Annotated in this window: 6 protein-coding genes and 1 pseudogene; 1 reads left to right on the forward strand and 6 read right to left on the reverse strand. The window is 68.3% G+C overall.

Annotated features, from left to right (window positions below):
• The 4 genes and pseudogenes from ACWCPQ_RS34840 to ACWCPQ_RS34855 form a co-directional block, all read right to left on the reverse strand.
• Nucleotides 1–99, reverse strand: a pseudogene (locus tag ACWCPQ_RS34840) (hypothetical protein); the annotation flags it as partial.
• A 334-nt stretch (nt 100–433) separates the two neighbouring features.
• Nucleotides 434–1,639: an NAD(P)-dependent malic enzyme gene (locus ACWCPQ_RS34845; protein ID WP_449907397.1), complete on the reverse strand. Its 1,206-nt coding sequence runs from the start codon at nt 1,637–1,639 to the stop codon at nt 434–436.
• A gap of 534 nt (nt 1,640–2,173) precedes the next feature.
• On the reverse strand, nt 2,174–2,440 hold the full coding sequence (locus ACWCPQ_RS34850) for a hypothetical protein (RefSeq protein WP_449907386.1): 267 nt from the start codon (nt 2,438–2,440) through the stop codon (nt 2,174–2,176).
• Nucleotides 2,437–3,291 (reverse strand): PHP domain-containing protein, encoded by an 855-nt coding sequence (locus tag ACWCPQ_RS34855; protein ID WP_449907388.1) that lies wholly within the window; start codon nt 3,289–3,291, stop codon nt 2,437–2,439. The genes ACWCPQ_RS34850 and ACWCPQ_RS34855 overlap by 4 nt, the downstream gene beginning before the upstream one ends.
• A gap of 246 nt (nt 3,292–3,537) precedes the next feature.
• Here ACWCPQ_RS34855 and ACWCPQ_RS34860 point away from each other — a divergent pair, with 246 nt between their 5' ends.
• A complete protein-coding gene (locus ACWCPQ_RS34860; protein ID WP_449907391.1) occupies nt 3,538–4,611 on the forward strand; it encodes a magnesium and cobalt transport protein CorA in 1,074 nt (357 codons plus the stop codon).
• A gap of 24 nt (nt 4,612–4,635) precedes the next feature.
• Here the strand turns inward: ACWCPQ_RS34860 and ACWCPQ_RS34865 are convergent, their stop codons facing one another.
• Both ACWCPQ_RS34865 and ACWCPQ_RS34870 read right to left on the reverse strand, forming a co-directional pair.
• A complete protein-coding gene (locus ACWCPQ_RS34865) occupies nt 4,636–5,217 on the reverse strand; it encodes a suppressor of fused domain protein (RefSeq protein WP_449907394.1) in 582 nt (193 codons plus the stop codon).
• Nucleotides 5,218–5,220: 3 nt separating this feature from the next.
• Nucleotides 5,221–5,712: a general stress protein gene (locus tag ACWCPQ_RS34870; RefSeq protein ID WP_449907400.1), complete on the reverse strand. Its 492-nt coding sequence runs from the start codon at nt 5,710–5,712 to the stop codon at nt 5,221–5,223.
• Nucleotides 5,713–5,909 lie beyond the last annotated feature (197 nt).

Raw genomic sequence — 5,909 nt, forward strand, 5'->3', positions numbered from 1 at the left:
GTGCACCGACGTGGTGATGACACCGGCCTGGGAGCCGGTGAACGACCGCGCCTCGGCGCCGAGACTGTGGATTGCCATGGCCACCAGTGCGTTGCGTAAAACTCGACTCGAGCGGTTGCGGTGGCATTCGACGGCCGGGTCCGCATGCGGACCCGAGCGCAATCGCCGAGTACGTGTAGGAGATGGCGCGGCGACATACGTCCGCCCCTACCTTCCGCTCCTCCGGATGGTCCCCCTCCGTGTCGGGGCCCGCCCCGGTTCTGGAGCGACAGAGCGATGGAGCGCAGCGACTGAGCGGCGGAGTGAAGAACCGGGGCAAATAGGGCCCCGCCCCGCGGCGCCGCAGGCGCCGCAAAAAACTACAGCACCCGGCCCAGGGTGGCGGCCGAGTGCTGTAGTTGCGGTTACCGCCCGGGTAAGGCGGAACGTTTTATCAGGCGACGCCCTCCGCGCGAGCGGCGGCGGCGACCGCGTCGGCCACCGCGGGGGCGACGCGCGGGTCGAGCGGGCTGGGGACGATCTTGTCGACGGCGAGCTCGTCGGCGACGACACCCAGGATGGCGTCGGCGGCGGCGATCTTCATACCTTCGGTGATCCGCCGGGCGCCCGCGTCGAGCGCGCCCTTGAACACGCCCGGGAAGGCGAGCACATTGTTGATCTGGTTCGGGAAGTCACTGCGGCCGGTGGCGACGATGCCGGCGTATTTGCGGGCGACGTCGGGGTGGATCTCCGGGTCCGGGTTGGACATGGCGAACACGATCGCTTCCGGCGCCATCGAGGCGATGAGTTCCTCGCCGATGGTGCCCGCGGACAGGCCGAGGAACACATCGGCGCCGGCGAGGGCGTCGGCCGCGGTGCCGGTGAGTCCGCGCGGGTTGGTGCGCTGGGCGAGATCGGCTTTGACCGCGTTGAGGTCGGTGCGGTCCCGGCTCACGATGCCCTTGGAGTCCAGCACCGTGACATCGGCGACGCCCGCGGCGAGCAGGATGTTGGTGCAGGCGACACCGGCGGCACCGGCGCCGGACACGACCACCTTCAGACCGGAGGTGGCCCGGCCCTGAACCCGCGCGGCACCGTTGAGGGCGGCGAGCACCACGATGGCGGTGCCGTGCTGGTCGTCGTGCATCACGGGGCAATCGAGGGCTTCCACGACCCGCTTCTCGATTTCGAAGCAGCGGGGTGCGGAGATGTCCTCGAGGTTCACGGCGCCGAAGCTGGGCCGCAGGCGGATGAGGGTTTCGACGATTTCGTCGACGTCTTTGGTGTCCAGCACGATCGGGATCGAGTCGAGCCCGGCGAACTTCTTGAAGAGCGCCGATTTGCCTTCCATGACCGGCAGGGAGGCGCGCGGGCCGATATCGCCGAGGCCCAGCACCGCCGATCCGTCGCTGACCACGACCACCAGGCGGTCGGTCCAGGTGTAGCGCTTCGCCAGTTTCTCGTCTTCGGCGATGGCGCGGCTCACCTGTGCCACACCGGGGGTGTAGGCGATCGATAGGTCGCGCTGGGTGGCCAGCGGCGAGCTGAGCTCGACCGAGAGCTTGCCGCCGAGGTGACCCGCGAAGATCTCCTCGTGAGTGATCGCCGAGAGGTCTTCGACCTCATCTTTGCTGGCGGTGGCGTTCGGTGCGTCAGTCACAGAGGACACGATTTCACTCCTGCTGGTTGCGGTCGTAACCGATGGACGGTTACCGCCGGGTATTTGGTGTTATCTGCGTCATATCGTTCATCGGCGGCGCGACCAGGATGTTTCCCGGTATTGCCATGGCCCGGACGATCCGGGAACCCCGGACACAGGGCGATAGAGGGTGGCGCTGATTTCGGGCAGCGACGGTCCGGGTGGATTTCGGACGGGTTGGTCCGATCGAACTCGACTGGTGCCCTACTCCGGCCGCGACGGTGCGTCGCGAAGCGGCGGGCGCCGGATATCCCCGACCCGGCGGTGGCAACGATCGGGAATCCGCAACATTCTGCCAGGTCCCGGACCGTTCGCCAAACCGGACGTCGCAGATCGCGCGTTTCGGACAGCACGGGGTCAGCGTAGGCCGTGCGCATTACCTTCCCGTGAGCGGAAACTCGCGAGTCGCGGCGGCTACCGGTGAGACATCTCAGTGCGGCGCCGGGCCGTCGAGTGAAGCGGCGCTCGTGTGACCGGCTCCCGGTACACCGCTGGTCAACCCCACCACTGGGTCCAGAGCAGAACAGCTCCCGAGCCGAGCACCACCGCTGCCGCACCGAGACTCGCAGCACCCCGTACCCGATCCGAATACACCTGCGCCACAACGGCTGTCACCGCGACGGCGATATGCCATGTCACCGATTCCGCACCGGGCCCCGGGAAACCGCGCCGTTCGCCGATCAGCGCCGCGCCGACCACGACCAGTGCCAGCAGTACGAGTCCGGCCGCCGCGATACCGCTGATGCCCCGTACCAGTCTCATGAGGCCAGCACCGGGACGCCGGTGGCTCTCCCGGCCAGCTTCTCGAACTGCGCGGGGTCGGTCGTGCAGTCGCCGAGGCCGATCGTCTTGTTGTCACCGTGGTAGTCCGAGGACCCGGTCATCAGCAGACCGCACTCGCCGGCCAGGTCGCGCAGCGTCGCCCGGTCCCGATCGCTGTGGTCCGGGTGATCGATCTCCAGGCCGCCCAGCCCGTGCGGTACCAGGTCGCGGACTTCCCGCAGGTCCAGTAGCCGGCCGCGGCTGCGGGCCCGTCCGTGGGCGAGCACGCTGACACCGCCTGCTTCGGCGATCATCTCGACGGCCCGGCGCAGCGGGGTGTCGGCCTTCTCGACGTAGTACGGACCGTCCGCGGCGAGCAGATCGGTGAACGCGGCGTTCACCGTGGGCACTACACCGGCCGCGACGAGAGCGCGGGCGAGATGTGGACGGCCGGCCGCGGGCCCGGCCGCGGCGAGCACCGCGTCCGGATCGATCGGTAGTCCGTCCGCGGCCATCTGCTCGGCCATGGCGCGTAGCCGGTCGACCCGTTCGGCACGCAGACGTTCCCGTTCGACCGCGAATCCCCGGTCGGCGGGGTCGAACAGGTAGGCCAGCAGATGCACCGAAACCGGATATCCGTCGACACCGCGGCCCACACAGGACATCTCCATCCCCCGGACCAGTGTCAGGCCGGCCGGGCGAGCGGCCTCGGCCTCGGCCCAGCCGGCGGTGGTGTCGTGGTCGGTGATCGCGACCACGTCCAGCCCGGCGGCGGCCGCGTTGCGCACCAGCTCGGCCGGGCTGTCGGTGCCGTCGGAAGCGTCGGAGTGGGTATGCAGATCGATGCGCACGCCGCCAGTCTTCCAGTGCGGCGCGAAGGCTGCGCCGAGGCGGGCCTCGAACACTCACCGAGGCGGGCCTCGAACACTCACCGAGGCGGGCCTCGAACACTCACCGAGGCGAGCCTCGAACACTCACCGAGGCGAGCCTCGAGCACCACACCGAGGCGGGGGCCGGGACCAGCACGGGCACGGCAGCCGAGTCCCCCGCCGCGCCGGCGACCTCGGTGCGGAATGGCCGCGAAGTAGCATCGACGCGTGCCCTCGATTCCGCTGCCGTTCCATGGTCCGGGGCGGAACCGGCGCTCTCCCGCTGCCCCGCATATCCGGGTGCCCACCGCCCGCGCGATCGTCGACTGCGCGGTCTATGTGGACGGAGAACGGCTACCCGGCCGGTTCACGCACGAGAAAGCCCTCGTGGCGGCCCGCGAGCGCGGCGGCTTCGTCTGGCTGGGGCTACACGATCCCGACGCCGATCAGATGGGCGAAGTGGCCGCGACCTTCGGCCTGCACGCCCTGGCCGTCGAGGATGCGGTCCAAGCCCACCAGCGCCCCAAACTGGAACGCTACGACGACACCCTGGTGATGGTCATGCGCACCGTCGCCTACCGCGAACACGATCTGCACACCGTCAGCGAGATCGTCGAAACGGGCGAGCTGATGATCTTCACCGCCCCGGATTTCGTGATCGCCGTCCGGCACGGCGAACACTCACCCCTCGCGATGGTGCGCCGTGAGCTCGAGGCGGATCCGCAACGATTGCGGTTGGGGACCGGTTCGGTCCTGCACGCCATCGCCGATCACGTGGTCGACACCTATATCGACGTCGTTCAGGCGGTGGAATTCGATATCGACGCCATGGAGGAGGAGGTGTTCACGCCGCGCACCCCGATCACCGTCGAGGCGATCTATCAACTCAAACGCGAGGTGGTGGAATTGCGGCGCGCAGTGAACCCGCTGGCGCTCCCGCTCCAGGTCCTGGTGCACAAGGAGGATCTCCCGCTCGACGCGGAGATCCGGCGCTATCTGCGCGATGTCGCCGATCATCACACCGGCGTCGCCGAGCGGATCACCGATTTCGACGATTCGCTCAGTGCCCTCATCAGCGCCGCCCTCACCAAGATCACCGTCCAGCAGAACACCGATATGCGCAAGATCTCGGCATGGGTCGCCATCGCCGCGGTACCGACCATGATCGCCGGAATCTACGGTATGAATTTCGAACATATGCCGGAACTGAAAACCAGCTGGGGTTATCCGGTCGTACTCACCATCATCATCGGAATCTGTCTGACCCTGCTGGCACTGTTCCGGCACATCAACTGGCTCTGACCCCGCGCCCACCCCCCGGACCACTCACAACGAGGCAGCTCCCCGGCCCGGATCCAGGACGTCGATCCCCGCCTCCGCCCAGGCATCGCGCAACGCCTGCGCCCCACGCACCCGCACCCATGCCGCTTCGGTGGCCGTCACCGGGGTAACCGCGAAATACCGCACGGGTTCGGCCGGATCGGGTAGTTCGATCTCCGGGATCTCACCCGCGCCGAGCAGCACCGCCGTGAACGGTGCGTCCCGCCAGATCGGCTCACCCAGATCCAGCAGCGCATCGGCCTGCAACACAACGCCTTCGACCGCGGGCGCCGCGGCCAGCACACCCAGCGACCGGGCCACCCCCGCCCCGGCTCCGGCCGCCGACCGCATGGTCAGCATCAGCTCGGCCCGCGGCCCACGCACCGGATCGGCGTGCAGATCCCCCGGATCACCCATCGGATGCCGCGACCCGCCGACCGTCGCATAGTGCGTCACCCCGTCACCCGGGATACGCAGGATCTCGATCGGCTCCAATCCGAGAAACGTCATCGACGCCGTATCCACCGCGGCCGCCTCCACCCCGAAATGGCCCACAACGGCCGCCCGGACGCGTTCGATCACCTCCATCCGCTAGATGGCCAGCTTCGCGAGCAGATCCCGGGCCTGCTCGGCCGTCTTCGGATCACACAGCACGTCGTAACGCCCCGCCACCAACTGCATGGTCGACGCGAAATCACGCTGACCACGGGTGGCCGCGTACGGGATGGTCGTCGAGATGACACCGAAGATGATGCCGCCGACCAGGCCGACAACCAGCGGCCCCGCCATACCGTTCGTGGTGAACAGACTCAGCAACAAGCCCAGGAACAACCCGAGCCAAGCACCCGACACCACACCCCCACCGATGACCTTGCCCCAGTTCAAGCGGTACAACACCCGCTCGACCTGCATCAAGTCCACCCCGACGATGGTGACGTTCTGAACAGGGAACTGATTGTCGGCCAAATGGTCCACCGCGCGCTGCGCCTCGGCATAGGTCGGGTACGAACCGACCGGCCACCCGGACGGGGGCGTGGGCAGACCCTGCCGAGCGCGATTCGAGCCTCCAAGAGGGTTCGTCATAAGTCCATTCTGTCTTATTTTGCGGCGCCTGCGGCGCCGCGGGGTCGAGGCCCCCTCGGTCCCGTCGTTCAGCCCTCGAGACTCGAGCCTGCGGCTCATGAAGGTGGCTGCGCCGCGCACTGCTTCGGCTGCCCGGCACGGGCTGACCCCTGCGCGGACCAGGTCGACCATTCGCCGCAGCACGGCGACGTCGCCGT

It is taken from the genome of Nocardia sp. NPDC001965, from assembly GCF_053594175.1.